This is a genomic window from Aquimarina sp. EL_43 (assembly GCF_943422735.1).
Classification (GTDB): Bacteria; Bacteroidota; Bacteroidia; order Flavobacteriales; family Flavobacteriaceae; genus Aquimarina; species Aquimarina megaterium.
The window spans coordinates 3,523,288-3,550,127 of the sequence record NZ_CALSBR010000001.1; the positions used below are offsets into that span (position 1 = coordinate 3,523,288).

The following is a 26,840-nucleotide window of genomic DNA, read 5'->3' on the forward strand; positions in this document are numbered from 1 at the left end:
CTCTTTTTATTTTATAATTGTTTGAGAGCCTGTTCTATACTCTGAACAGGAAGTTTACATGCTCCTTGTTGGCAGACATATATAAAAGTTGCACCTTCTATATACTTGTTTTTAAATACAGGCAATGTGCTTTCTTGAGTACTTCCCACAACAATAGCATTTGGGATGTAATATGAATTAAAAGTATCTGCTATAGAATCTGCTTTTTCTCCTACGATTACGATCTCATAAAAAGGATAAACAGTGTGAAGCTGTAAAGCGCTCCATTTAGAAAAATCTTTTGCGTTATCGGTTAAATAATCTGCCATAGAAGATAACATTTGCTTCGATTTTTCTGTAAGCTGGTTATCATAGTTAAGAATACCAAGTTTTTTTAGATTATGCCCCATAACAGCATTTGGTGATGGTATTACTCCATCATCAACTTTAATTAATGTAGAGATCAATTTACTTTCTTTGGTATACTTATACATCTTAGTCGCCGAATCTGTATAATGTGTTGTAGCGATAGCATGCAGAGCATTTGCACGATCCAGGTATTTTGTTTCAAGGGTCACACTATATAAATTGATGGTAGCATCAATAAGTAAAGCATAATCTTCTATAAAACCTTCTTGCTGCTTATCACCTTTTTTATAAGTATGAACCAGAAAATTGTTGTTGGTATTATTGGTATCAATAACATTGTAAAGTGTGATAGCTTTGTTAAGGTATTCTTTATTCCCAAAAGCTTTGTATGCATCAATAAATCCATTAATCAGTAGGGTATTCCATGAAGTAATCACTTTATCATCAATAGCAGGGGATACTCTTTTTTGTCTTTCATTAAAGAGCAATTCTTGCCATTTAGTTTTTAGGAGTACTAACTTCTCTGGTAAAATATCATTTTGAGCACCGAATATACTATCATTAGAAGATTGTTGTATACTAAAAGAAGTTTCTTTTTCCGAACTTTCAGAAGTTCCTAAATCATAATATGTAGAAAAAAGAGAATACTCTTCTTTTAAAATATGTTGTAACTCTTCTTCTTTCCATTGATAATAACCCCCTTCTTTTCCTTCGCTATCAGCATCTATCGCCGAGTGATATCCTCCATTTTGACTTTTCATTTCACGTTCTAAAAAGGCAATAGTCTCTTCTACTATGGTTTTATACTGTACTTTTTTATAAACCTTATATGCTTTAGAATAGAGGCTAATTAGTTGCGCATTGGTGTAGAGCATTTTTTCAAAATGAGGAACTTTCCAATAGGGATCGGTACTATATCTAAAAAAACCTCCTCCAACATGATCATAAATGCCACCAGAAGCGATGTTGTCTAAAGTATTTTCAACATGTCTTTTAACCGTGTCATTATGTGTTAGTTTGGCATAATCCATAAGAAACTCCAAACTATGTGGTTTGATAAATTTTTGATTTCCGAGATCTCCTCCCCATTTAGAGTCCCAATTTTTTTGCCAATTATTCACGCTTAGATCAAGAGCATCTTTGGTTAAATGGGTATTATCATTTTTGGGTTCTATTACATTGGTTGCATGTATGCCCGACGAAATTTTATCGGCATAATCTGTTAGTTTTTGAGGATCGGTTTGATATAAATCAGTGATTTTATCCAGCACTTCTTTCCATTGTTCATTAGTATGGTAAGTACCGCCATATACTGGTTTCCCATTCGGAAGAAGAATAACATTAAGAGGCCATCCACCATTACCTTGCATTAATTGTACAGCAGTCATATAAACATGATCCAGATCCGGACGTTCTTCTCTATCTACTTTAATATTTATAAAACGCTCATTCATTATCCGAGCGATATTTTCATCTGCAAATGTTTCTTTTTCCATGACATGACACCAATGGCAAGAAGAATACCCAATACTTACAATCAATAATTTATTGGTTTTTACAGCTTCTTCAAGAGCACTATCACTCCAGGGTTGCCAATCTACAGGATTATGTGCATGTTGTAATAAATAAGGACTTGTTTCATTAATTAAACTATTAGTATACGCATGGTTACTTTTTGATGGAGTATCCTTACAACCAAAAACAAATAGTAATAAAGTGAAAAAAGTAAATTTTAGAATTCGAGAAGTATTTAGCATTTCGTTACAAAAAGGTATATTTAGACCAAAGTACAATAATTTGTATAATATCCCTAAATACGATGCTCAGAGGTTTGTTTATATTAAGAAATACATAGTGTAAGGCTATCCTTTAATAAATTAATAGAAGTTGTTTGTCTATAAAAACATGCTGTTTAGAGGATAAGTTTACAATAAAAAGAAATGTTCCTTATTTTCAAATTTCCTCAAAAAAGGAAGGTCTAATTTTTAGAATATGATGCAGAATACGGTTTACCTCTTACTACTCATTTTGATTTTTTCTGGTTGTTCAAAAGATCAGAAAAAAAATAACACTACTGTAGAAGAGAAACAAAGGACAACACTATTTGAAAAAGTTTCAGAAACTCATAGTACTATAGATTTTAAGAATAAGATCGAAGAAACATTATATTTTAATTTTCTTAATTATTCATATATCTATAATGGTGGTGGAGTAGCTGTTGGTGATATCAATAATGATGGATTAGAAGATATATATTTTAGTTCTAATCAGGGAACTAATAAACTTTACCTTAATACAGGTGATTTTGTCTTTGATGATATCACAAAGAATGCAGGAGTTACCGATCAAGAAGGTTGGTCTACCGGCGTTTCTATGATAGATATTAATGCTGATGGCTGGTTAGATATTTATGTATGTAAGTCGGGCGCATTGCAGCATAAAGAAAAGAGAAAGAACAAACTTTATATCAACCAGAAAAATGGAACTTTTATAGAGCAGGCCGATCAATATGGTTTGGCTTCCAGTGCTTTTTCGACTCAGGCTTATTATTTGGATTTTGATAAAGATGGAGACTTAGATATATACTTGTTAAATCATAGGCCAGATTTTAATAATAATGTAACAATAGACCCTAGAATTCAATTTAACTATCATCCCGAAAGTAGCGATCAGTTATTTGAAAATAACAACGGAAAATTTACAGATATTACTCAAAAATCAGGATTGTTAAATAAAGCCTGGGGGCTTAGCGCATCTATTGGTGATTTTAATGAAGACGACTGGCCAGATGTTTATGTAGCCAATGATTTTTTAGAATCTGATTTTCTTTACATCAATAACCACGATGGCACATTTACCAATACCATCCTTAGCACGTTTGATCATATCACTGCAAATAGCATGGGGTCTGATTTTGCTGATATTAATAATGATCTAAAGCCAGATCTGGTGGTTTTAGATATGTTGTCTGATGATCATAAAAGGGGGAAAGAAAATATGGCATCAATGAGCACCGAAAATTTCAATGAGTTGGTTAATGCAGGGTATCATCATCAATATATGTCTAATGCATTGCAACTCAACCTGGGGAATGGCATATTTAGTGAAATAGGGCAGTTGTCTGGGATTTCGAATACAGATTGGAGTTGGGCTCCAGTATTGGCAGATTTTGACAATGATGGATTTAATGACCTTTTTGTAACTAATGGGATCCTTTATGATTTGTCTAACCAGGATTTTAGACATCGAATGAAGACTAATATTCGTAATCGAAAAAAAGTAACATTAGATGAAGCAATTGGTATGATGCCTTCTACCAAATTGAGTAACAAAATGTTTCTTAATAATAAAGATTTAACGTTTTTACCCGTTACCAAAGAATGGGGGTTACAGGAAAAAGTGAATTCTAACGGAGTTGCCTATGCTGATCTTGATAATGATGGAGATCTCGATCTCATCCTTAACAATCAGATGGAAACTGCTAGTATCTATAAAAACAATCAGGATAATAATTATATATCGGTTGCACTTTCTGGCAGTGATAAAAACCCCAATGGCATTGGTGCAAAAGTTAATATCTATGCCAAAGATCAGCAACAATCAAAAATACACTATCCTGTGAGGGGATTTCAATCCTCTGTAAGCCAGCGAATACATTTTGGATTAGGAGATATAACCATAGTAGATAGCATAAAGGTACAATGGCCACAAGGAATGTCTACTACACTTCAAAATATAAATGGCAATCAATTGCTCGAGATCAATCAAAAAGATACAGCGTTAACTGTAGAGAAATCTAAAAAGCAACCGACACATGCCCTGGCTGTCATTGATGCTTCTCAATTTGGGATTCAGTATAAAAATACCGAGCGCAATTTTGATGATTACAAACTTCAGCTATTATTACCGCAAAAACAAAGCGAAAAAGGAAGAGCCCTTACTGTTGGTGATGTAAATAACGATGGAAAAGAGGATTTCTTTGTAGGAAATGCCAAGGGAGCCCCTGCTGCTATGTATATTCAGAAAGAAGATGGAACTTTTAGAGCTTCTAGTATTTCTGTTTTTCAGAATGATAAAGAATTTGAAGACAATAAGGCATTATTTTTTGATATAGATAATGATGGAGATCAGGATTTATATGTAGCAAGCGGAAGTTATGAAGATCAGGAAAATAGCGATTGGCTTATCGATAGAGTATATACAAATGATGGAAACGGTAATTTTACCAGAGATACTACCTTTCCTAAGATCAAGTCAATATCTTCTGCCATAGCGGTATCCGATATTGATCAGGATGGAGATCTCGACCTTTTTATTGGTGGAGGAGTAATCCCGGGTAAATACCCAATGTCATCACCATCATATATATTAAGAAATGATCGCAGGAATTTTGTGAAGGTGACCCACCAAATGATCAAAGGACAGGAACGGCTAAACATGGTAAATGACGCTGTTTTTTCTGATTATGATAAGGATGGAGACGAAGACCTTTTGGTAATAGGAGAGTGGATGCCAATTACCATTTTTGATAATGATAAAGGAATATTGATTAAAAAAGATATAGACGCATTACAGCATACTTCTGGATGGTATTTTACGATACATCCTACAGATATCGATAGTGATGGGGATGTAGATTATTTGATAGGAAATATGGGTCAGAATACTAAGTTTCATCCTACAAAAGACAAACCACTGCACATTTACACCAAAGATTTTGATCAAAACCAAAGTCTGGATATTATATTGAGTAAAGAATCCAAAACAGGATTGCTATTGCCCGTGAGAGGGAAACAATGCTCCTCTGAGCAATTACCCATGCTAAAGAATAAGTTTAAAACCTATGGGGAGTTTGCAAACGCATCATTGTCTGATATTTATGGAGATAAGGACTTGAAAGAAGCAACTCATTACATGGCTAAGGAGTTTAATACTGTTATCTTGATTAATGATGGACAAGGTGATTTTAACATAACATCATTACCAGTACAAGCTCAATTTGGCCCAACTACAGATTTTATTGTCGAAGATTTTAATAAGGACGGAGTAAATGACATTTTTGGAGTAGGTTCTTTATACGAAGCAGAAGTAGAAACGATACGCTATGATGCTAATAAAGGATATTTCTTGCATAGAAACCAGGAAAAAACTCTAAGTTTTTCTGCAACATTACCGGCACTACACGGGCTAGAAATAAAAGCTGCAGAACATATCACGATCGGTGACAAAAAATATATCCTTATGCAATGTAAAAATACAGGGTTAAAATTAGTACCGATAGATTTTTAAACTCTGATATCATATAAAACACTTACCCCATATCCACAAAATTTGGTGGAGCGATTTAGCATGCAAATCTGGATTCATTTTACTTCACAAACATAAAACGATTACCTACCTTAGTTATCTGGATAAGAAATATACTTACCAAAGTAAGCATACCTAAATAATGATGTAGTATTTTTTATAAAATAGCATAGAAATGATGAGAACACGTACGGGGACAGTAACCGATATCAAAGGAATTCTTTCCCTTCAGGAAAAGAACTTGTTTAGCAATTTAAACGAAAAAGAACGAGAAACAGGTTTTGTAACTACCCCATTTACCACTAATCAAATTGAAGAAATCATAAAACAAAACGGAATTTTTATTGCAGAAAATGATGATAATGTGATTGTAGCATATGCTTTTGCAGGAAATTGGGAATATTTTGAGCAGTGGGAGATTTTTAATGTGATGATTTCTCGTTTTCCGAAATTATCATTTGATGGGTATCAGATTTCAACAGAAAACAGTTTCCAATACGGGCCGGTTTGTATTGATAAGGAGTATAGAGGCAAAGGATTGCTAAATTTGATTTTTGAAGAAATGAGAGTCGAATTTGTGAAAAAATACCCGATTAGTATAACATTTATAAATAAAGTAAATGTTATTTCTGAAAAAGCACATACTAAGAAATTAGGTTGGAAAATAATAGACGAATTCGAGTTTAATAACAATACTTATATTGGGCTCGCTTTTGATATGAAAAAATCGGTGTTGTAAATCTATAGTACAAACATGGATCCAATTGATACATTAATACAACATTTTAGAGAGCGTATTGTTCTCACAGATCACGATGCACGTTGCGTTGGTGAATGTTTTCATGTAATAACTTTAAAAAAGAAAGAAGTTCTGTTGCATACAGGGGAGGTTTCTTCGCATATGAGATATATTGCAGAGGGATGCCTAAGAAGTTACTATATGGATGAGGAAGCGAGAGAACATATCATTCAATTCGGAATAGAAGGCTGGTGGGTTAATGATCTGTATAGTTACCTTACCAGAACTCCGGCCAAACAATTTATCCAGGCATTAGAACACAGTGTAGTGCTTCAAATTCATCGGGATACATTAAATCAATTATATGATCAGGTGCCGGCAATAGAACGTTTTTTTAGGTTTAAGTTTGAAAAAGCATACGTTGCTGTACAAGATCGTACACTCAACACTTTAAGTAAAACGGCAGAAGAACGATATTTTGAGTTTCGTTCAAAATATAGAGATATCGAACAGCGCGTACCACAATATATGATTGCCTCATATTTAGGAATAACTCCCGAGTTTTTAAGTGCGCTAAGAAAAAAAACTACAACATAAGCGTTTCTTAAGATACCTTAAGATTTTTAATATCAAATAGCAGTTAGTTTGTATCATAATAATTTTAAAAGTGGTACAAATGAAAAAAATCCTTGCCTTTTCAGGAAGTAACAACCCTGGGTCGATCAATCAACAATTATTGCTTGCTGCAATTCATAAAATCGATGAACGTAATGATGTACATCTCATACAATTATCAGAATATATAACTCCTATTTATAGCCCGGTTATTGAGGAGAAGGGCATTCCGAAACCTATAAAAGAACTTTTTCAACTTTTTACAGAAGCAGATGGATTTGTGATTGCTTCGCCAGAGCACAACGGACTTCCTTCGTCCTTTTTTAAAAACATAATAGATTGGCTTTCGAGAATCGATCAACGATTTTTTGGAGACAAACCTGTAGTCTTAATGAGCACTTCTCCCGGAGTAACAGGGGGAGCGTCTCATCTTCAGATTTTAGAAAAACTCTTCCCAAGATGGGGCGGGAACATATGTGGTATGTATTCTCTGGGAGATTTTAATAACAAGTTTGATGTAAGTAATTCGTCTATCCTGGATCCTTCAGAGAACGCAAAACTGGATAAAGTGATTATGACATTAATGCAATAAATATTCACTCTTTAAAAACAAAAAAATGAAAAATTCAGAAAACAGTAGTACGATAGTACACGATTATTTTAACGCTTTTCAAAATGGCAATATGGATAAAGTACTAGATTTGTTTCACGAAAATTGCCTGATCGTAAGTGTACGTGACGAAGAACGTAAAAAAAACCAGCTTCATGGTACATACAGAACCAAAGAAGAAGCAAAGCAGTTTATTGCCAACATAGTTAATTCTTTTACAACCAAAGAGTTTAATGTAGAAAGGATAATCGCCGAAGGAAATGTCGTTTTTGCAAATGGAAAATTTTCACACGAAGTAAAAGCAACGGGTAAATTATTCATGAGCGACTGGGCTCAAGTAAGCATAATTGAAGGAGGGAAAATTAAAGAATATAGATTTTATGAAGATTCAGCAGCTTTTGTAAAAACTTCACAAAACTAAATTTTATGAACAAGATCATAATAAACCATCTTTTCGAGTTCTGGGAATATATAGGAACACAAGGAGGCTTTTTTAATAGAGAAGAGGGATATGTCTATACCAAACCCGAAAAAAGCTCCTGGCCCAATAAAGTTTTTGGGATAGATCCAGAGATAGTAAACCTGAAGCAACTTTATGCCCAAATGAAGAATGGAGCTTTACCAAAATCATTAGGAGTAGCTGAAAACGAAAATATAGAAAAACGACTATTACAGCACAATTTTGAGCAGCAATCAATGGTAAAAGCAATGTTTTTAGAGATCTCTAAAACTACGATGCCCGCAGATGATTTTGCAACGATAACACCAGTTGATAATGATAAAAAGGCGATAATATTTGCAAGAGTTTCATCAAACTCATTTGGATATCAAATACTCCCCGAGACTATAATTTCATTAATTAAACACCAAAAAAACATGCATCTTTTTTTAGGTAAACATAACGATGAATATGTAAGTTGTGGAATTATATATCATGATAAAAATGGATATTCTGGGATACATATGATAGGAACATTACCAGAATATAGAGGAATGGGATTAGGTAAAATTATGACCAACAAGCTATTGTTTGAGGCTTACCAAAATCAAAGTAATATCGTTCTTTTGGTAGCATCTACACCTGGTGAGCGAATTTATTCTAAAATAGGATTTATAACTGACGGAACACTAAAAAGCTACACGGTTAATACATCTGCATAACTATAGTTTTGTAGTGTTGCTAATAGTTTTTACACCCCTAAGTTATTGATAATCTTTGGTGTGAAAGGTAATGAAATGGCACATAGAACAAAGTGTGTCAATACGAAAAAGTCGACCATATGATAGTGTTGAAATGTTAACCACATCTTAATAAGTTCGTATTTTTTTAATATATTAACACTTTATTAATAATTTAAAACTAACAATATGGAAATAATTGTAACCATTATTATTGGAGCAGTAGCAGGTTGGCTTGGAGGTACCATTTACAAAGGTGGTGGTTTAGGTCTTATCGGAAATATTATAGTTGGAATCGTCGGGAGTTATGTAGGATACTGGCTTTTGGGAAAATTAGGAATTCACCTGGGCACCGGCTGGATTGGTGCTATACTTACCGGGGCTATCGGAGCGATAATCATTCTGTTCTTGCTCAATCTAATATTTAAAAAACGGTAATCAATATATACTTTGATCATATAGGTGTATCATCAATATGAAAAAAGATAAGTTTTGATACTTATAATCATACAAAAAGCTACCAATATAGGTAGCTTTTTGCTTTTAGATCAATAAGAAGGTTTAATGGTTTCGATGATTAAAATAAAATTACAGTTTTTGTAACCTTTTCTTTTTTTCATTCATCTTAATAAAAAGAATATAAAAACGTAATGATGGATTTAAAAAGATTAAAAACACTTAGTACAACAATCATTTGCTTAATGCAATTAACCTGTTTTTTAAGTATAGCCCAAACTAATACTGATCACTTAAAAACTATCAATACTAGTTTGTTTGATGAAGTTTTAAAAATGGACTCTTTGCTTTTTTCTGCTTATAACAATGTAGAAATCGATAAGTATAAGGCTTTAATAAGTGAAGATATAGAGTTTTTTCATGTTAAAAATGGATTGATCAATTCAAAAGAAAGAGTCATAGAAAGCTTAAAAAAAATAGCGAAAGCAAAAAAGAATACACATTATACTATAACAAGGAAATTAGTAAAAAACACTTTAGAAGTTCATGAGATTCCTGGGTTTGGTGCTTTGGAAACAGGACTCCATCAATTTATTGAAACAAGCGAAGGCGGCAAAACATCAATCACACAGGCAAAATTTATCCACCTTTGGAAAAAACAGAACAGAAATTGGGTTGTTACTAAAGTTTTTAGTTACAATCATCAACCTGTAAAGAAAAAAGTAAATCCAGATGAGAAGGCCATTTCTTTAACATATAAACAAATGGATACATATACGGGAGATTATCAATTTGCACCTAAATTTGTACTTACTATACTACGAGAAGGACACAAATTGTTTGGTTTGGCTCAAGGTGATAAAATTGAAATCATACCATATGCTATTCACAAGTTTTTAATTGCAAGAGATAATTCAAAACTCGAATTTCTTATCGATGATAATGATAATGTAACAGGTATTGAGATGCAAACAAAAAAAGGAACAATGAAAGCAAAAAAAATAACTAACAAATAATATTTTAAAATCATGATCTCATTAATTATAGCATGTATTATCTCGGTAACGGCTATTGCGGCGTTATTTTTTGCTTGGTATTTTTACTTACAAGCGAGAAATAAAGAACGAATGGAGTTAATTGACCGTGGAGAAAAATTAGAAGATATTTTTCGTTTGCAGCAAAAAAATAGGTTTAAATTTATATTTCCCTGGTTAAAGGTTTCTGTTGTAATTCTTGGTATGAGTGTATCTTTTTTGCTCATCGGACTTTACTTTTTTATCCTGGAGAATGAACCTGGTAAAGCAAAGGGGTTTTATATAACCTTCATTATTGGTATCTGTTTAGGTATATCGTGTATGATTAATCATTTTATAAAAAAAAGAAATACCAACAAACAATAAAGTGGATGATTTTTATATCGATAAAATCCTTAGCGGAGATAAACAAGCTTTCCGGTATTTCGTAAGAAAATACAAAGATATTGCTTATAACCTTGCCATCTCAATTGTAAAAAATACACATAATGCAGAAGATGTAGTTCAAGAGTCCTTTATTAAAGCATTTAAGAATTTGCGTTATTTTAAGAAAAATGCCCAATTTTCATCATGGTTTTATAGAATTGTAGTAAACGAGGCCTTTATGTATTTAAGAAAAAATAAAATTGATTTTGACAAAATCGATGATCGGATAGCCGAATTAGCTATAGAGGAAACTAAAGAAAACCAACAATGGGAATTAACACAAAAATCTATACTTCATTTACACCCGAACGAAGCTCTGGTTTTGAATTTATTTTATTTGGAAGAAAAGAAAATAAAAGAGATTTCAAACATTACAGGTTGGTCAATATCAAACGTTAAAGTAATATTACATCGCGCAAGAAAAAACATACGAAAACTGTTAAATAAAAGTTTATGAAAGACAAAAATGATGAAGATTTTAACAGGATAAAGGAATTTCTTGAAGAAAGGAAATTTAATTTAGATAATCCTGATTTTGAAGAAATTGTAATGTCAAAAATTGCTCTAGAAAAAAACTATGAAACTAGAGTAAGAAGCTATATAAAATGGTCAATTGGTTGCTTTGTAGGAGGTTTGGTGTTATGTATTGCACTTGTTTTATGGCTTCTTTTTAAAAATGATTCAATTGATATTTCTTATGAGGTTACGAGTATACTATGTTTATTCTCTTTAGGAGTAATTGGAGTGCTATTTATCGATAATTTCCTGAAGCTTTTGAACAATTATAAAACATTAAATTAAAATTAGTTGTTTGAAAAAGGGTGAGATAAAATAAAGACCTGCAATACAAGCAGGTCGTTAACAGACATTAGATATAAACGCAACCTTTTCTTAAAAAGGGATCTATATAAAAAACGAAAATGGGAAAATATTTTTTACTGTCAATTTTAGGAATAGTACTTTTAAGCTGCTCAAATGACGATGATAATTCTCAAAACACAGAATTTGTCGGAAAAACTTTTGACTATCTTTTTTTTGAAACCGAACAAGAATGCATAGATGCGCAAACTGACCCCAATTTTTTTATAAACTGCCATCAGGAATTAAGTTTTATCGATAATGAGAATGTCGAAATACTGTTTACCGACATAAAATATTCTGCAAACTATAAAGTCGGAAATAATAAAATAGTAATATATTCATCATCAAATATATTAGAATTTCAAAATGATATTATTTTTGAAATCATAAACAGTTCTTCTCTAAAATTCGTAGACAATAATACGATATGGAAACTACGAACAGGAAATTCTATCTGGAATTAAAAAATAAGTATAGGGCGTAATAGTTAAATGATAATCTTATAAATAGGAGAAATCGCACACACGTTCTGGTATAATAATGATCTGTTGCATTAGAACGCTTCTTACAAAAGTTAGAAAAAGTACTGCCCAGAACAATGGAATTTCTTAAATTAAGGACTCCTATGAAAACAATAACACTCCCTATTGAATTAACTCCTGATGAACATACGTTTACTAACCTATACTATTATCAATCCACTAGAGAACATGATAAACAACAAATCAAACTCACAAAAAATGTCTTTAGTTTTTTAATTGATGGCCAAAAGGAGGTTTTCACAAATAATTCATCTGTCTTAATCGAAAATTCTAGTTTTCTATTAATGAAATCGGGGCATTGTTTAATGACAGAAAAACTCTCATCAACACATAAAAATTATAAAAGTGTATTGTTGTTTTTCTCTAATGAAGAAATATTGCAATTCATTCAGAAATTCGACATCAAAACGTCTAATAGCAATATACTACAATCTGCATATTCATTTCAATATGATCAATTTATAAAAAACTATGTAACTAGTTTAGTTGATATTTCGAGATTGGAACCAAGTATTCAAAGAAAAATGATTCAGGCAAAATTTGAGGAGATTATGATCTATTTAGTAGAAACTAATGGGACAGATTTTATAAATTCGATGATGACTCATCAAAGTAACTCCTTTCAAAATTTTCTTAGTGTAGTCGAAAATAATAAGCTGAGAAAAATGACATTGAAGGAGTTGGCTTTTTTATCAAATATGAGTGTATCTACATTTAAACGAGAGTTTGAAAAACACTTTCATCAATCACCCAGTAAATGGTTTTTAGATAAAAGGTTAGAACACTCGGCTTTTATGTTAAAAAATAATACTAAGCGACCATCAGAAATCTATCAGGAGATTGGTTATGAAAACCTTTCGAATTTTATACACGCATTTAAAACAAAATTTGGTGTTACCCCAAAACAGTATCAACTAGATTGAACTTTTAGCACTACTTTTTGACCTAAAATAAACATAATGTTCTCCTCTTTAACTCATAATTTTGTATGTATAATTAAATATAAACCATTATGAAAAAATCATTTTTTATTTTAAGCATACTGCTTACCATATCAATATCTTCATTTGCGCAAAAGACATTTACATTAACCAGTACTTCTATAGGTGGAGAAGCAACTGTTAATGAAGAATTTAATGGGTTTGGTTGTACCGGAAACAATGAATCCCCGCAGCTCTCGTGGAAGAATGCACCAAAAGGCACAAAAAGTTTTGCAATAACGATGTACGATCCAGATGCACCAACAGGTAGTGGATGGTGGCATTGGATTGTATTTGATATCCCCGAGAATATAAAAGAATTAGTATCGAATGCTGGTAATATAAAATCAAATTTAGCCCCAAAAGAAGCCATACAAAGTATTACAGATTTTGGAGTAGGGGGATATGGAGGACCTTGCCCTCCCGAAGGACACGGGATACATCAATATATCATTACTGTTCATGCCTTAAAAACCGATAAACTGGGGCTTAACGAAAACACAAATCCTGCAGTCGTAGGGTATTATCTTTGGAATAATACTATAGCCAAAGCTAGCATAGTGATGTACTATCAAAGAACCAAAGAGTAGGAGGGATGAAAATTGATCGTATTGATTATATAGTCCTAACAGTAAAAGATATAGAAAAAACAATTCAGTTTTATACTACTTTAGGAATGGAAGCTAAGGTTTTTGACAAAAATAGAAGTACTCTCACTTTCGGAAACCAAAAGATAAACCTGCATCAAAAAGGAAAAGAATTTGAACCAAAAGCTAAAAACCCAACTTACGGATCAGGAGATTTATGCTTTATAGTATCAACCGAAATCGAGTCCGTCAAAATTGAATTAGAAAATAAAGGGATTGATATCGTTACTGGGATAGTGCATAGAACGGGAGCTATGGGGGAAATACGATCAATCTATATAAGAGACCCTGATCAAAATTTAATCGAATTAAGTAACTACGAATAAAAACTATTACCCATTACATATAAAATAATTGATGAAGCGCAAATCATAAAAGTTTGCGCTTTTTTAATACATTTATAATACCTAGTGTAAGTGGTGTAATGCTATTAACAATTTGTATGAAGGCAATAGACAATTTTTATTTTGATAAAGAAGAACCAATTAAAAGTTGCCTTTTGGTATTAAAAGCTATAATAACCGATTATAATTCCGAATTTGAGTCGAAATGGTATTACCGCTTACCTTGCTTTATGTATAAAAATCAGATCTTTTGCTATTTATGGGTAGATAAGAAAACACAATTCCCTTACATAGCAATTGGAAAAGGTGTAAAAATTAACCATCCAGACTTAATTCAGGGAAAAAGGACGTTTACAAAATTATTAATGATTGACCCGAATAAAGATATTCCGATAGAAAAGATTCATAGCATATTTGATATGGCAATGGAACTTTATACTGAAAAATAAAGCCAGTGAATAGCATCTTAGGCGTATTGCTGATTAACTACCTTACGTTTTTTAAACTAAATGTTATGTGTTCACGAATAAGAAATCGATAATGATAATAATACAAAATAATTGTTACAAACATTTATAAACATAAAAAAGGTAGCTTACATATTGTCTATGACCTGATAGAATTCTTCTTTAGTGTAATAACAACTAATATTAATTTCAATATGCGCACTAAAAAACTTTTAATCTTACCCGTTTCTTTATTATACCTTTTGTCTATTCTAGTTTTGGGCTGTGTTCAAAAAAATAATTCTAAAGCAGAAGTAGAAAAATCAGCAGATCTTGTAAACCCCAAAGATTGGCCAAGCATTAAAGCACTACCATTAGATCCGGTGATCGAAGCACAAATAGACGACCTATTGCCAAAACTTACACTAGAACAAAAAGTAGGTCAGGTAATCCAGGCAGACAATGGATCTATTACGCCAGAAGAGGTTAAAAAATATCGCTTGGGCTCTGTTTTAAGTGGTGGGAATTCTGCACCCGGGCCATTACCTTATGCAGATCCAAAAACTTGGTTGGCAATGGCTGATAAATACTACAATGCATCGATTGATGAGGAAGGTGTTGAAGTTGCGATACCATGTATATGGGGAATAGATGCAGTACATGGTCATGCTAACCTTATTGGAGCAATAATTTTTCCACATAATATTGGACTCGGTGCGATGAACAATCCTGACTTGATGGAGCAAATTGCATCAGTAACTGCTCATGAGCTTACTGTATCTGGTCATGATTGGACTTTTGCTCCTACTTTAGCAGTACCCCAAGACGTTCGTTGGGGTAGAAGTTATGAAGGATTCTCTGAAGAAGCGAAGATCGTAAAGTCGTATGCAGATCGTATTGTTTATGGATTGCAGGGCCGTTTCGGCGAAGCCGATTTTATGGGAGATGGTCGCGTTATATCTAGTGCTAAGCACTTTCTCGCTGACGGCGCAACAGAAAAAGGTGTTGATCAAGGTGATGCCCTTGTTAGTGAAACAGAATTACGTAATGTGCATGCGGCAGGTTATTATAGTGCTATACCTGCAGGTGTTCAAACAGTGATGGTCTCTTTCTCGAGTTGGCAAGGTAAAAAACTCCATGGCGAGAAAGAACTGTTGACAGATGTCTTGAAGGAACGACTTGGTTTTAACGGTTTTGTGGTAGGTGACTGGAACGGTCATGGCCAGGTTCCTGGTTGTACAAATACAGATTGCGCGCAGTCGCTTAATGCAGGCCTGGATATGTATATGGCTCCTGATAGTTGGAAAGGTTTGTATAAGAGCACATTGAAGCATGTAAAGAATGGAACAATTCCAATGTCCCGCTTAGATGATGCAGTACGTCGTATACTTAGGGTAAAAATTGCTTCGGGTATATTTACCAAAGGAGCACCGAGTACACGTAAAAATGCAGGAGACGAAAACCTTTTGGGGCTACCAGAAAATAGAGCCATCGCACGCCAGGCGGTTCGAGAGTCGATGGTTTTGCTTAAAAACAACAACAGTACTTTACCGATTGATGCTATGAAAACAATTTTGGTAATTGGTGATGGAGCAGAAAATATCTCTAAGGCATGTGGTGGTTGGACATTGTCCTGGCAGGGAACAGGTCATACTAATGATGAGTTTCCCAATGGTGACTCTATTCTTGATGGTATTAAGGAAGCAGTTAACACAGCAGGTGGTAAAGTAATTTATTCAGCTAATGGAGATACCACCGTGAAAGCTGATATTGTAATTGCTGTATATGGAGAAGATCCATATGCTGAGTTTCAAGGCGACAGAGAAAACCTTGACTTTATTCCAAATGGTTTTGATGTAAATAAATTGGCAGAATTTCAAAGTAAAGGCATTCCTGTTGTATCTGTTTTTCTATCAGGCCGCCCACTATGGTGTAACCCTGAAATAAACAAATCAGATGCATTTATCGCAGCATGGTTACCTGGTACTGAAGGAGGAGGTATTTCAGATTTATTATTTCAAAGAGATCCTTCTTTTGATTTTACAGGCCGTCTATCATTTTCATGGCCGGCAAGCGCCGTAGTATCAGAAGATAATGAACCGTTATTTAAATTAGGTTATGGCCTTTCTTATAATAATAATATAACGGTCAATCAACTTTCTGAAAATTCTGGCATAGAAAATAATAAAGTAGTATCTACAGGCGAGTTTTTCAGTAAAGGTGCTCCTGTTGCACCTTGGGGATTATGGTTAAACTCAGGCAATTTGGTCAAACAAATTGCTAGTTTTCCAACATCTGTTGGAGGGCTAATTATAAGTAAGACAGACCACATGGCACAAGAAGATGCATTAAGAATAAAATGGTCTAAATCAGATCGTGATCAAATGCGGGTCAGTACGGCTTCACCAAGCAATATGTCTCGCCAAGCAAATGGAGCAATGGAACTTACTTTCTCTGCAAAATCATTTAAAGCAAAGGAGGCAGTTGTCGAAATTGGTATGTGTGATAAAAATTCTTCTTGTGATAAAACTCTTAATATCAATATCGCTGCCGATCATTGGCAAGAATATCGAATAAGTCTAAGCTGTTTTGATAATCTTGGTGTTGATATGACTAAAATAAGCTCTGCATTAATGATTACCGCAGGAGAAGGCGTAGATATTGGACTTAGCAATATTCGCTTAGAGTCAGACATTGATGCTAGGCCTGGATGTAAGGGTAAATAGAGTTTTTATGGTTTAATGAAAGCAATATTAGGTATGTCAAAAAATGATAAGATCAAAATATTTATATTTGGGTTAGCACTAATCTGAAACGTATTGCTTATTATCTGTCTTATGTTTCTTATAGATACCGTTACCTGTAATAGATAAAACTTAGAAATATATGCGTTTACTAATTAGTTGTTTTTTCTGGTGTCTACTAACTCCTTTTATAAGTTGGAGCCAGAAAGTAGATGAGCGTCTCAAGTATCTAGAACAAAAACCTCCATCCCTAACTCCAGAGATATTTGCACCTGGTCTTATTTCTAAAAATACAGAATCAGAATTTGGCTCAGTTTTCAATACCGAGGCAACAGAATTTTTCTATGGGGTAGATATAAATGGAAGAACTGAAATAAGATATTCAGAACTTATAAAAAACAAGTGGAGCAAACCCAGAACTATTTTATCTCATGATAAGTACGGATTTAATGACCCATTTCTTTCTCCAGATGAAAACAGATTATACTTTATCTCAGAAAGAACATTAGACGGTATGGGAGCCAAACAAGATCACGATATATGGTATGTAGAAAAAAAAGGCAACGAGTGGTCAGAACCTGTTAATGCCGGACCCAATATCAACTCTGATAGAAATGAATATTATATTTCATTTACAGCAACCGGAACGATGTATTTTTCATCCAACAAAATAACCGCTAACAAAAAGCAAAACGACTTTGATATATATTGCCTCTAAAAGTATTAATGGAGAGTTTCAGAAAGCGATTACACTAGGAGATTCAATTAACACTTCAAATTACGAAGCCGATGTTTTTGTTGATCCAGAAGAAACATACGTTATTTTTTGTGCAAGAAGACCAGAGGGATTAGGTAGAGGTGATCTTTACATTAGTTTTAAGAATACCGATGGTACGTGGACAAAATCTATCAATATGGGAGAAAAAATCAATACAAAAAACCATGAACTCTGTCCTTTTGTTTCAAAAGATGGTAAATATTTCTTCTATACAAGTAATCAAGATATATACTGGGTAAGTACTAAAATTATCGATGCATTAAGAAAAAGCAGGTAACGTTGTGGGGAATCAAACAAATGGATAAAAAGATATTAGATCGTATAAATCTTGACTTTTGTGGAGAACAAAAAGATCGAGTAATCGATGAACTTTCTTCAATAGAATTAAAACATGTAATGGCTGACTCAGAGTATAATCTAGAAAACACACGATTATCAATTTTGAAATTAGCAAAAGGAGATCTTAACGAGGTTATTGAGTTAACGAAAAGGGCGAAAATTGACTTTCGTGATATAATATTGTGGGCAACACAAGAAAAAAAAATATAGAAAGCATACGCATAATATAGTTCATCGCTATTCGCAGAACGCTGTTAGTAATTAAAACAAAAATGTCTCAAAACAAAACAATTAGCGAGTCGATACACAAGACGATATCATTAGGAAAAGATGATTTTTTTCTTCAATATGGCAAACCTTGTATAGAAATTGGCATGTTGATTAAAGGCGTGATGAGAGGGTTTGTGTATGATAACGAAGGCAATGAAATCACTACTCATTTTTATCAGGAAGGAGATATGATTATTGGTAGTTATATTCCCAAAACAAATGTAGTCATGTCTGTTGAAGCTTTAGAGAAATGCGAAATTTCTGTTGCAAATTACTCAGAAGTGATGTCTTGGGTTAATAAAGACAAAAATATTACCGAAATAGTGACAAACGCGTTCCAAAGACTTAATAAACAGTTACAATCAAGATTAGTGTCTTTGTTAAATTTGAACTCTGTAGAAAAGTATACACTCTTTTTAAAAGAATACCCCAGTTTAATCAATCGAATTCCGCATTATTACATTGCAAACTACTTAGGTATTACTCCAACGCAATTAAGCAGAGCACGAAAACAATTTATCGACAAATGTAAATGAGAAAAAAATAACGTATTTGTTCCTTTGTATCAAGAAATAGTATAAAAGAGAAGCAATATGGAAAAGCATTTTGAACTCACAGACGAAGTGTTTAAAAATCAATTTACGCAGTGTACACTTAATCCAGAAATTTTTAGTCACGAAGCACATTTACGATTGGCGTGGATTATGATTAATGATCACGGTATTGAGCAAGCCGAAAAAAAGATACACGAACAGTTACAGCATTTTGTAGAACTTGTAGGAGCAAAAGACAAATACAACAAAACACTAACCATTGTTGCAACCAAAGCAGTGAATCACTTCATGAATCAATCAAAATCTGATAATTTTAAAGATTTTATAGTTGAGTTTCCGCAGTTAAAAACCAATTTTAAGCAACACATCAATAGTCATTATAGCTTTGATATTTTTAATTCGGAAAAAGCAAAAACAGAATTTTTAGAACCTGATGTACTTACTTTTGATTAAAAGCAGTATGGTAAGATTAGAATCTGTGTTAAACCGAAAATAACATCTTTTCCATAGTGAATGACATAAAATAAATACAAATTAATTTACTTGGTTAAGTAACATTTTACCATGTTAAGACATTTACTCATAAATAGTAGACATAAGTACCTAATAATATGCAGAAATCATCTACATCTCTTTATGGAATTCGAAAAACAAGTTGGGGTATTTGGGTACAAATTTCGGCCAGTGTTAAAAACAGCAATCAGGGAGACAAAATATCAAATAACCTGTATTTTGAATACAAAGCTAATACTACACATTTAACAGATGTTGAAATTGAACTTTTAAAAGAAGGTCTTACCTGGGTAAGTTCAATAATTGAAAAAAAAATTAGCACACCAACCACAATAGTCCTAAATAAAATAGAACTAAATCATTGCGACTATCAAGTTGAAGGTATGTTTTACGGAATAGCATTTTGGGCATCTGAGCATTTTGGATTTGATTTACCAGAATATCAATTTAAGTATGATGTAAAAAAGAATAAGTATATGTTTCCCGACTTAGACGAAAAATTAAACAATCTATTCACCACACTGTATATGAGATCTCGATTTAGTTTTAAATAGAGAGCCTTATTGAAATACAAGTATCACCTTTTACACATAGGTTTAGGCATGTGAGATACTCTTACGGTTACAAATCGAAAAAGTTTAGAAAGAGTTCAATGTAACCTTTTAAAAAAGCGAAGGTCTTAAGTACAAAATATATGTATATGAACCTGTTTCGATCAAAAAGTTTTGTGCTCCTTAGTATTATATTAGTATCAATTTTATTTTTTGCTGCATGTATAACCGATAGAAAACCCGATACTCCCAAAACACAAGAAAAAACTACATTAAGCCAGTTATTAGAGGAGAAAATTAATCTTCATTATCCGGCAGATGGTGCAGGAGCAGTTGTTTTAATCCGTAAACGCGGAAAAACATTGCTCAAAAAAGCATTCGGAAACATAAATATAGAACACCAGGTAGAGGCCCAAACCGATATGAAATTCCGTATAGCCTCTATTACAAAGCAATTTACTGCCGTTTGTATTTTGATGTTAGAAGAACAAGGGAAGTTATCTCTGGATAGTGATATTAAAGAGTATATTCCCGAGTATAAACAATCACATGATCATAATATTACGATTCGACAGTTATTAGGGCATACTGCAGGAATTCCAGAATACACAGAAGTGAAACCTTCTTATGATCATCATGGTACAGACCGGGTAACGATGGACACTATTGTAAATGTAATCAACAATGTTTCACTTGATTTTAAACCGGGAACCGATTGGAAATATTCGAACTCTGGGTATGTTTTATTAGGCAAAATTGTTGAAAATGTCTCCAAACAGGAGTTTAGAGCTTATGTTCAAGAGCATATTTTTGATGCGTTAAACATGAAACAATCAAGTTTCTATGATTTTTATGAAATCGTTCCGCAATTGTCTAAAGGATACGAAATAGCCGAAGAAGAACCTCATAAGATTGTTCATGCAAAAGCTGTAAAACCAGGAACACTTGCAGATGGCGGCATTATTTCTACTATCGATGATATTACTATTTGGTACGACGCTTTAAAAAACAATACATTGATATCTGAGAAACAAAAACAGATTGCGTTCACTTCTCAAAGCTTGCACGATGGTAGAAAAACTAAATATGGGTTAGGTTGGTGGACTACAACTTTAGGAGAGTATACTACGGTTGAGCATGGAGGAAACATACATGGTACCGAGTGTTACTCGCTATGGATTCTTGAAGAGGACTTACAAATTATTGTATTATCAAACCTAAATAGAAGTTATCCGGCAGGTCTTACCGTACAATTAGCTTCAGATGTTTTAGGGGTTTCATCTAATCTAGAGCAGGTTAAATCACTTGATGAGAGTGTGTTAAAGAAATTTACAGGAGCCTATACTCATGAAGATGGAACCATTCGTAACATCACATTAGAAAACGGACAGCTTAATTCGCAGCGAGGTCAGGGAAGAAAGTTTGTTATTGTACCGATTAGCGAACACAAATTTATTTTTAAATCCGATCCCGATTGGTGGATTGACTTTACCATAAATGAGGATAAAAAAATAGAGAACCTTGCCGTTGGATCCAGAACGACTTTAGTATCAAATGGGAAACGAAATTAGGAGTATAGATATTTTGATGAGGTTTCTTTTTTTTCATTAATGTGGAAAGATAGTTGTGCCGAAAAATGTATGGGTAACTGCATTACGTAAAACAAAGGATATTCTTAAGTTTTTATGTAACCTTTTTTAAAAATTTGGGTATTATAGATACATACTATACAAAGAATCATGAAAAATATTTTTGTACTAGGATTTTTGTTTTTGATCATATCAATGAGTTGCGATTCAAACAAAAAATCAACAATACTAACCGAATCTGAAAAAGCGACCATTCGTAAAATCATCCAAAGAAATATTGATAAAGGTATTGAAGCTACTCGAACAAAAGATATAGAGGCCTATATGAGCCAGCTACCAGAGGATCTGGTGATTTATGATGAAAGTGGAGAAATCATTTCAAGAGATAAACAAAAAGAATATGCCTTAAGAGATTGGGCAATTATAGATACCACGCTAAGTATAAAAATGGAGATAGACAGTATACAATTTTTAAAAAAGGATAGTATTCTTGTTTTTACATCTCAAAGATGGAAAAGGATGATGTTTCAACGAGATGGTATTACTACAGACACCGTACTTACTACACAAAAGCATAAAGAAACCTGGAGAAGAACTAAAAAAGACTGGTTTGGATATGAAATAGAAGAACTTGGCGGAGAAATATTTATAAACGGAAAAAAATATAAACCCGAATAGCACTACATAGATAGTTATAACATCTGATTTCCTTTTCAGAAATTCTCGATGCCAAACCATAAGTTTACTTCTTTTTGCTATTTTAGTATAAGATCAACAAACCCCTGTACTAAAAAGTGATCTTGTTTTATAAAGACGAACACCAGCACGCAAAAATATGAACCCAATTTCAACCCTTTTAGAGGAGATAAACAATCAAAATTTATGGGATAAAGAACTGAAACTGGATAGGAATGAATATTTAAAAGTAAAAGGAAGTATCGATACAAATGCATATCTGGTTGTAAGCGGTAGTTTAAGAATTTTTGTGATAGACGAGTTTGAAGAACATACTATTCGGTTTGGATATAAAGACAATTTTATTGCAGCTCTCGATTCATTTATAAACGAAAAACCATCTGATTTTTATATTCAAGCTTTAAAGAAAACAACTTTAAAAGTGATTGAAAAAGCAAATCTTATGAACTTCATATGGTCTTCTGCAGCACATACTAAAACGTGGTATCTGATTTTTGAAAATTTTGTTTTACAACAAATGGAAAGAGAAAGAGATATTTTAACTACTTCTCCTGTAGAAAGGTATAACAGGGTTTTAAAACGTAGTCCTCAGTTATTTCAGGAAATACCCAATAAATATATTGCATCCTACCTGCGAATGACTCCGGAAACACTTTCGAGAATCAAAAAATCTTAATTTCGATCAATGTTTTAAAACTTCAAATCATAGAGTTTTGTATAAAAAAAACAAATGAAGATAGCATCAAAAGAATTACTACAGGATTTGGTAGAAAGAACACGAAAAAATATAAATGAAGCAGAAAAATATAATCAGTTGCCCATAGAAAAACTGAATTGGAGAAATACACCAGAGAGTTGGAGTATTTTAGAGTGCCTGGAACACCTAAATTTGTATGGGGACTTTTATCTTCCTGAGATTGAAAATAGAATGCTAACATCAAAAAGAAAAAATGTACCTGTTTTTACATCAGGTCTTTTGGGAAATTATTTTGCAAAAATGATGCTTCCCAGAGAAAAACTGAATACCATGAAAACCTTCAAAGATAAAGATCCGATTAACAGTGATCTGGATAAAAGATGTATTGATCGGTTTATAGCACAACAACACAAGACATTAGAATTATTAGATATGGCAAGAAATAAAGATCTAAGTAAGATTAAAACATCGATCAGTATTTCGAAATGGATAACATTAAAATTAGGAGATACGTTTAGAGTACTTATTTATCATAACCAGAGGCATATTGCACAATGCAATAAAATAGCGAATGGCTACTCATGATACTTCTTAAGAGAACAGTACTTAATTTCTAAAGATTACCTATTTTTAACCTTTCATAGTAATCTGAGAGTTGTAGCATAAACAATGAAACAAGAAGAGTTTGTTACCCATAAACCCCAAGACTCATTTTTACAAGACTATATTTCATATTACTATTTTCATTGTTCGGCAGATAGTTTATTACAAAAACGGTTTATGTATTATCCCAATTCAAAAAATGCATTAACGATATATAGAAACTCAAAAGTAACCTACAGTTGCAACTACTCCAAAACTGTACCCGATACAAAAACAGATTTTAGTTTTCTCTATTCGGGAGTACAAAAACAGTGTAGAATAGCCGAGATTTTGGCTCCTTTTGATAAAATAGGGATTGTTTTTAGGGAAACAGGAATTAATCATTTTATAAAAGTTCCTTTATCCAGCATTTCTGGTGATCCTATCGAGAAATCATTTACGTATTTTGGGGATGACTTAAAAAAATGCTGTGAATCGGTTTACGCTGAAAAAAGTATTGAAAATAAAGTGACACTTTTAGATCAATTTTTTGAAGATAAATTCTGTGATTTTAAAGAAGAAGTACTAAAAAAATGTATTCATATTATTTTAGAATCATCAGAAAAACTTACCGTAAAAGAGTTATCAGAAGAATTAAATGTAAGTAGAAAAACACTGTTAAGACTATTTAACAAACATATGTGTTGTACGGTTAAAGAGTATATAGATATTATTCAGTTTAGAAAATCTCTGAATGATTACTTATTAAAAAACAATAACGCTCCACTTACCGAAATAGCTTTAAAAAACGAATATTACGATCAGTCTCAGTTTATTAATCATTTTAAAAAACTTACAGGATTTAACCCTAAATCTTTTTTCAAAAATGTAAAGCATCTTGGCGAAGAAGATACATTTTGGACGTTTAAGTAATCATAGATGTCCCATTTCACCAATTTAGTGACAAACTGACCTCTTATTTTTGTTGAAATTTTTAAACAAGATGAGACAGTTACTATATATACTATTTTGTGTTGGCTTCGTGCTAACTATCAAAGCCCAGGAAACAAACGATGTAATACACAAAATCGATTCAGAATATTTTAAAGAACAAAGAGAGATCAAAGTTCATCTACCTAAAAAAGTTGATACAACAGAGCGTTTACCTGTAATATATGTATTTGATGCCCAATGGAGTCCTTTTTTTAAACTAACAACTTCTATTATAGATTACCTTATAGAAATAAAAGAATTACCTAAGAGTATTGTTGTAGGGGTAAACTCGAATAAAAGGCAATACGAATTAACTCCCGAGCCGGTAAATGAAGATTGGAAGATACCAAGTCTTGGCGGAGCAAAGTTTTTAGAAAATCACCTTACCCATGAGGTGATCCCTATGATAGATAGGTTATATCATCCCGCACCATTTAGAACAGCAATTGGCCACTCACTAGGAGGAACTTTTGTTCTAAATAGCATAGTAGATAATCCAAAACTTTTTAATGCATATATAGCAATAAGCCCTAACCTTCAAATTGATGATGAAGAAATCGTTTTAAAAATTCAGCGAAATATCGATAAGATAAAAAAACTGAATAAATTCGTTTTTACTACTATTGGAAACAAGGGAAAACCCGATATTGACTTTTTACCATCGGTAAAGAAACTGGATGCATTGTTACAAGATCACAATTCAAAAACTTTTAGTTGGCAATTCTCAGTGTATGATGGTTTTACGCATGCTACCATACCAACAGAAAGTATACATAGAGGTATATTAGAAGTGTCTAAAAAATGGGAAATATCAGAGGAACAAAAAGAAAAGATGTTAAATACCGGAAACGTATTAACAAACTTTGATAATTTTTACAAAAACCTTTCAAATTGGACCGGATATACGAATATACCTTCGTTCGATGATGTTTATGATTTCGGTTATTTTTTAGAGAAAAAAGAAATGTATGCCGAGGCGGTAGCTCTTTATAAATTAGAACTCAAAAATTATCCTCAAAAATCTCAATTGTACAACAAAATAGGGGAGAATTTGGTAAAAACTAAAAATGATAAACAAGCAAAAGAGTATTTTGACTTGGCCCTTACCATATTAGAAAAGGAAAAAGATACTTTTGAATATGAAGGAACCTATGAGTATTATAAAAATGTCTACGATAAAAACAGTAAGAAAATTAAGTTATAATATACTATAATATGGTTATCTAAAAAGTGTTTTTTAGTGTCAAACTGAGCTTGTCGAAGTTTTTATTACATTAACTTTAATTTTAATATTTTTTTATAAAATCTACTAAACCCCACTTATATAAGTACCCCCTAGTACTTATATAAGTGGGGTAATATTGGTATATAATGTGTTAGGGGGGCTTATGGTAGTAGGGGTAGTATACTCCAGGTCTTCGTCTGGGGTACTTCAATTAGTGGGGAGGGGTACTACAAACACAAGTACCCCCTGGATATCATTTTAGCCTGGTAAAAGGACTGTTTTTTATACTTTCGTTAACGATATACACTATGTTTATTTGTAATTTTAAGAAACGTTATACATGGGAACCTACACTAGAAAAACACCTTTAAAAATTGATTGCCCGATGGAGAGAACATTACATGTTATTTCGGGAAAATGGAAACTCGCACTATTATGCGAACTTAATAGAGGAAGTTGTAGGCTTAAAGATTTAGAAAAATACAACCCCGAAGCTTCTAAAAGAGCATTAACTAAACAGTTGGGTGAATTGGTAAAGGATGGGATCATTCAAAAAATGGATTATGAAGTATATCCCAAAAAAGTAGAATACTCTCTAACAGAAAAAGGAAAAAAACTTATTTCTGTATTAGAAGTCCTTGATGAATTTGGTAAACAATTATAAAATTGTTCTAAAGAATAGCATATTCCCGATATTGGTACATACTCTACATTCTATAATGTTTTTAATGATTTGTGTTGGTTGTGTAGAGCAGACAAACTCAAATAAAAAAGA

31 protein-coding genes are annotated in these 26,840 nt (G+C 32.7%); 30 read left to right on the forward strand and 1 reads right to left on the reverse strand.

Annotation, left to right across the window (positions count from 1 at the left end; translation table 11 throughout):
- Positions 1 to 11 precede the first annotated feature (11 nt).
- On the reverse strand, positions 12 to 2,105 hold the full coding sequence (locus tag NNL09_RS15110; protein ID WP_196909722.1) for a thioredoxin domain-containing protein: 2,094 nt from the start codon (positions 2,103 to 2,105) through the stop codon (positions 12 to 14).
- Between the two features lie 235 nt (positions 2,106 to 2,340).
- On the opposite strand from NNL09_RS15110, the gene NNL09_RS15115 reads away from it, so the two are divergent.
- The 30 genes from NNL09_RS15115 to NNL09_RS15260 all read left to right on the forward strand — a co-directional run bounded on the left by NNL09_RS15115 (position 2,341) and on the right by NNL09_RS15260 (position 26,729).
- A complete protein-coding gene (locus NNL09_RS15115; protein ID WP_196909723.1) occupies positions 2,341 to 5,637 on the forward strand; it encodes a VCBS repeat-containing protein in 3,297 nt (1,098 codons plus the stop codon).
- Positions 5,638 to 5,830: 193 nt separating this feature from the next.
- Entirely contained in the window at positions 5,831 to 6,394 is a 564-nt protein-coding gene (locus NNL09_RS15120) for a GNAT family N-acetyltransferase (RefSeq protein ID WP_196909724.1), read from the forward strand.
- 15 nt (positions 6,395 to 6,409) lie between these two features.
- Positions 6,410 to 6,991, forward strand: a complete 582-nt coding sequence (locus NNL09_RS15125; RefSeq protein ID WP_196909725.1) for a Crp/Fnr family transcriptional regulator — start codon at positions 6,410 to 6,412, stop codon at positions 6,989 to 6,991.
- Positions 6,992 to 7,070: 79 nt separating this feature from the next.
- Positions 7,071 to 7,601 carry an NADPH-dependent FMN reductase gene (locus NNL09_RS15130; protein WP_196909726.1) on the forward strand — a complete coding sequence of 177 codons (531 nt, stop codon included), beginning with the start codon at positions 7,071 to 7,073 and terminating at the stop codon, positions 7,599 to 7,601.
- 25 nt (positions 7,602 to 7,626) lie between these two features.
- Positions 7,627 to 8,040 (forward strand): nuclear transport factor 2 family protein, encoded by a 414-nt coding sequence (locus tag NNL09_RS15135; protein WP_196909727.1) that lies wholly within the window; start codon positions 7,627 to 7,629, stop codon positions 8,038 to 8,040.
- A gap of 5 nt (positions 8,041 to 8,045) precedes the next feature.
- Positions 8,046 to 8,780, forward strand: a complete 735-nt coding sequence (locus NNL09_RS15140; protein ID WP_196909728.1) for an N-acetyltransferase — start codon at positions 8,046 to 8,048, stop codon at positions 8,778 to 8,780.
- 207 nt (positions 8,781 to 8,987) lie between these two features.
- Positions 8,988 to 9,236 (forward strand): GlsB/YeaQ/YmgE family stress response membrane protein, encoded by a 249-nt coding sequence (locus tag NNL09_RS15145; protein WP_025666352.1) that lies wholly within the window; start codon positions 8,988 to 8,990, stop codon positions 9,234 to 9,236.
- Between the two features lie 215 nt (positions 9,237 to 9,451).
- Positions 9,452 to 10,270, forward strand: coding sequence for a DUF4440 domain-containing protein (locus tag NNL09_RS15150; protein ID WP_196909729.1), 819 nt, complete (start codon positions 9,452 to 9,454; stop codon positions 10,268 to 10,270).
- A gap of 12 nt (positions 10,271 to 10,282) precedes the next feature.
- A complete protein-coding gene (locus NNL09_RS15155; RefSeq protein WP_196909730.1) occupies positions 10,283 to 10,654 on the forward strand; it encodes a hypothetical protein in 372 nt (123 codons plus the stop codon).
- Position 10,655: 1 nt separating this feature from the next.
- Positions 10,656 to 11,171 (forward strand): RNA polymerase sigma factor, encoded by a 516-nt coding sequence (locus NNL09_RS15160; RefSeq protein ID WP_196909731.1) that lies wholly within the window; start codon positions 10,656 to 10,658, stop codon positions 11,169 to 11,171.
- Entirely contained in the window at positions 11,168 to 11,515 is a 348-nt protein-coding gene (locus NNL09_RS15165) for a hypothetical protein (protein WP_196909732.1), read from the forward strand. Before NNL09_RS15160 ends, NNL09_RS15165 begins: the two co-directional genes overlap by 4 nt.
- 119 nt (positions 11,516 to 11,634) lie before the next feature.
- On the forward strand, positions 11,635 to 12,039 hold the full coding sequence (locus NNL09_RS15170; RefSeq protein ID WP_196909733.1) for a hypothetical protein: 405 nt from the start codon (positions 11,635 to 11,637) through the stop codon (positions 12,037 to 12,039).
- 161 nt (positions 12,040 to 12,200) lie between these two features.
- Positions 12,201 to 13,040 (forward strand): AraC family transcriptional regulator, encoded by an 840-nt coding sequence (locus NNL09_RS15175; RefSeq protein ID WP_196909734.1) that lies wholly within the window; start codon positions 12,201 to 12,203, stop codon positions 13,038 to 13,040.
- 89 nt (positions 13,041 to 13,129) lie between these two features.
- A complete protein-coding gene (locus tag NNL09_RS15180; protein WP_196909735.1) occupies positions 13,130 to 13,687 on the forward strand; it encodes a YbhB/YbcL family Raf kinase inhibitor-like protein in 558 nt (185 codons plus the stop codon).
- A gap of 5 nt (positions 13,688 to 13,692) precedes the next feature.
- Positions 13,693 to 14,070 (forward strand): VOC family protein, encoded by a 378-nt coding sequence (locus NNL09_RS15185; protein ID WP_196909736.1) that lies wholly within the window; start codon positions 13,693 to 13,695, stop codon positions 14,068 to 14,070.
- Positions 14,071 to 14,186: 116 nt separating this feature from the next.
- Positions 14,187 to 14,537 carry a DUF1801 domain-containing protein gene (locus tag NNL09_RS15190; RefSeq protein WP_025666359.1) on the forward strand — a complete coding sequence of 117 codons (351 nt, stop codon included), beginning with the start codon at positions 14,187 to 14,189 and terminating at the stop codon, positions 14,535 to 14,537.
- Positions 14,538 to 14,749: 212 nt separating this feature from the next.
- Entirely contained in the window at positions 14,750 to 17,260 is a 2,511-nt protein-coding gene (locus NNL09_RS15195; RefSeq protein ID WP_196909737.1) for a glycoside hydrolase family 3 protein, read from the forward strand.
- A gap of 160 nt (positions 17,261 to 17,420) precedes the next feature.
- Positions 17,421 to 17,996 (forward strand): PD40 domain-containing protein, encoded by a 576-nt coding sequence (locus NNL09_RS15200; RefSeq protein ID WP_196909738.1) that lies wholly within the window; start codon positions 17,421 to 17,423, stop codon positions 17,994 to 17,996.
- Positions 17,977 to 18,333, forward strand: coding sequence for a PD40 domain-containing protein (locus NNL09_RS15205; RefSeq protein ID WP_196909739.1), 357 nt, complete (start codon positions 17,977 to 17,979; stop codon positions 18,331 to 18,333). Before NNL09_RS15200 ends, NNL09_RS15205 begins: the two co-directional genes overlap by 20 nt.
- A 20-nt stretch (positions 18,334 to 18,353) precedes the next feature.
- A complete protein-coding gene (locus NNL09_RS15210; protein WP_025666362.1) occupies positions 18,354 to 18,605 on the forward strand; it encodes a hypothetical protein in 252 nt (83 codons plus the stop codon).
- Positions 18,606 to 18,667: 62 nt separating this feature from the next.
- Positions 18,668 to 19,201 carry a Crp/Fnr family transcriptional regulator gene (locus NNL09_RS15215; protein WP_025666363.1) on the forward strand — a complete coding sequence of 178 codons (534 nt, stop codon included), beginning with the start codon at positions 18,668 to 18,670 and terminating at the stop codon, positions 19,199 to 19,201.
- A gap of 57 nt (positions 19,202 to 19,258) precedes the next feature.
- A complete protein-coding gene (locus NNL09_RS15220) occupies positions 19,259 to 19,672 on the forward strand; it encodes a hypothetical protein (protein ID WP_196909740.1) in 414 nt (137 codons plus the stop codon).
- Between the two features lie 158 nt (positions 19,673 to 19,830).
- Entirely contained in the window at positions 19,831 to 20,286 is a 456-nt protein-coding gene (locus tag NNL09_RS15225) for a hypothetical protein (RefSeq protein ID WP_025666365.1), read from the forward strand.
- Positions 20,287 to 20,432: 146 nt separating this feature from the next.
- Positions 20,433 to 21,854 (forward strand): serine hydrolase, encoded by a 1,422-nt coding sequence (locus NNL09_RS15230; protein WP_196909741.1) that lies wholly within the window; start codon positions 20,433 to 20,435, stop codon positions 21,852 to 21,854.
- Between the two features lie 168 nt (positions 21,855 to 22,022).
- On the forward strand, positions 22,023 to 22,550 hold the full coding sequence (locus NNL09_RS15235; protein ID WP_196909742.1) for a hypothetical protein: 528 nt from the start codon (positions 22,023 to 22,025) through the stop codon (positions 22,548 to 22,550).
- A 157-nt stretch (positions 22,551 to 22,707) separates the two neighbouring features.
- On the forward strand, positions 22,708 to 23,244 hold the full coding sequence (locus NNL09_RS15240) for a Crp/Fnr family transcriptional regulator (protein ID WP_196909743.1): 537 nt from the start codon (positions 22,708 to 22,710) through the stop codon (positions 23,242 to 23,244).
- 54 nt (positions 23,245 to 23,298) lie between these two features.
- Positions 23,299 to 23,850: a DinB family protein gene (locus NNL09_RS15245; RefSeq protein WP_196909744.1), complete on the forward strand. Its 552-nt coding sequence runs from the start codon at positions 23,299 to 23,301 to the stop codon at positions 23,848 to 23,850.
- An 84-nt stretch (positions 23,851 to 23,934) separates the two neighbouring features.
- Positions 23,935 to 24,780, forward strand: a complete 846-nt coding sequence (locus NNL09_RS15250) for an AraC family transcriptional regulator (protein ID WP_196909745.1) — start codon at positions 23,935 to 23,937, stop codon at positions 24,778 to 24,780.
- Positions 24,781 to 24,850: 70 nt separating this feature from the next.
- The gene (locus tag NNL09_RS15255; RefSeq protein ID WP_196909746.1) at positions 24,851 to 26,044 is read left to right on the forward strand and encodes an alpha/beta hydrolase-fold protein; all 1,194 of its coding nucleotides are present in this window, start codon (positions 24,851 to 24,853) and stop codon (positions 26,042 to 26,044) included.
- A 406-nt stretch (positions 26,045 to 26,450) separates the two neighbouring features.
- Positions 26,451 to 26,729, forward strand: a complete 279-nt coding sequence (locus tag NNL09_RS15260; protein ID WP_196909747.1) for a helix-turn-helix domain-containing protein — start codon at positions 26,451 to 26,453, stop codon at positions 26,727 to 26,729.
- Positions 26,730 to 26,840: the final 111 nt, after the last annotated feature.